The sequence below is a fragment of the Mesorhizobium sp. M7A.F.Ca.AU.002.02.1.1 genome (assembly GCF_003998535.1).
GTDB lineage: Bacteria > Pseudomonadota > Alphaproteobacteria > Rhizobiales > Rhizobiaceae > Mesorhizobium > Mesorhizobium ciceri.
Genome location: NZ_RZPB01001133.1, coordinates 1 through 1,418, shown reverse-complemented (window position 1 = coordinate 1,418; position 1,418 = coordinate 1). Strand labels below are relative to the sequence as shown.

At 64.2% G+C, this 1,418-nt stretch carries 1 protein-coding gene; it reads left to right on the top strand.

What is annotated here, in order from left to right:
- Positions 1 to 1,252: MFS transporter (locus EN879_RS35790; RefSeq protein ID WP_127274709.1), on the top strand; the 1,252-nt coding region annotated here is incomplete at its 5' end.
- Positions 1,253 to 1,418 lie beyond the last annotated feature (166 nt).

The window sequence follows — 1,418 nt, the reverse complement described above, 5'->3', positions numbered from 1 at the left end:
GTTCATCCTCGCTTCGCTTGCCTGTGCGCTGGCGCCGAATGCAATTGTGCTGATCGCATTTCGCGCGTTGCAGGGCATCGGTGCGGCAATCATGGTGCCTGGCAGCCTCGCCATCATCGCCAAGGCCTACCCGAAGAAAGAACGCGGCCGTGCTATCGGCATCTGGGCGGCGGCTTCGGCGCTGACCACGGCACTTGGCCCGGTGTTCGGCGGCTTCGTGCTGTCGGCCTTCGGTGACGGCATCTGGCGGGCGATCTTCGCCATCAACCTGCCGCTGGGCTTGATTTCGATCTGGCTTCTGCTGGCCAAGGTTCCGGCCGATGTGCCGACGGAGAAACGCAGCCTGGATCTCGGCGGTGCAGCGCTCGCGACATTGGCTTTCGGTGCGCTTGCCTATGGGCTGACCTCGATGAGCGCCAGCGGCGAGGGCCTCATGGCAGGGCCGAGCATTGCCGCCGGCGTCGTATTGCTGGCTGTCTTCATCGTCTTCGAGCTTCGGCAGCGCGAGCCGATGATCGACCTCAGCCTGTTTCGCGTCGGTGCTTTCGCCGGCGCCAATGTGGCGACGTTCTTCCTCTATTTTGCGCTGTCGGCCAACCTTTTCTATCTGCCAATGCTGCTGATCGCCGGCTGGGGCCTGAGCACGGCCGAGGTCGGCTTCATCTTCCTGCCCTTGTCGGCATCGATCGCGCTTTTGTCGGGACCTGTCGGCAAGCTGTCGGACCGGATCGGACCGCGTTTTCCGATCGCCTGCGGCAGCCTGGTCGTGGCTTTTGCGTTTGCCGGGCTGGCCTTGCTCACCTACGCCGGCATCCACAATTTCTGGACCGGAACATTCCCGCTGATGGGGCTGATGGGGCTCGGCATGGCTCTGGTCGTGTCGCCCTTGTCGACCGCGATCATGACGGCGGTGGAGGACAAGGACACGGGGGCGGCCTCCGGCATCAACAATGCCGTCTCACGCATCGGCGGTCTGATCGCGGTGGCGGCGATGGGCTCGCTTGCCGCGTGGGTCTACGCGAATGCACTGGACGCGAGCGCAACGTCCGGCATCCCGGGATTTGGTGAACCGGCGCCAGCCGGGCTTGCCCCGGCCATCGATGCGACAAGGCTCGCCGCCAGCGACGCCGCGTTTGCCGCGGTTTCTTCGGTGACCGCGCTGCTTTGCCTGCTTGCGGCTGTTATCGCCTGGACGACCATTCCCGGTGATCGATTGCCATGGCCGCGAAAGGCCGAAGATACGCCAGGCTGAAGCCGATCAACCGTCGATCTTGGCGCTCGCAACCTTCAGCGAATCGCTGTCTTCCTGCTTCAACAGTTCGTCGATGCGTTCGCGTTCGCGCTTGAAGGCGACGAGGTCATCGCCCTTCAGCACCTTGCCGACCGGCAGGCGGACACGCATCGGATCGACCTTGGTG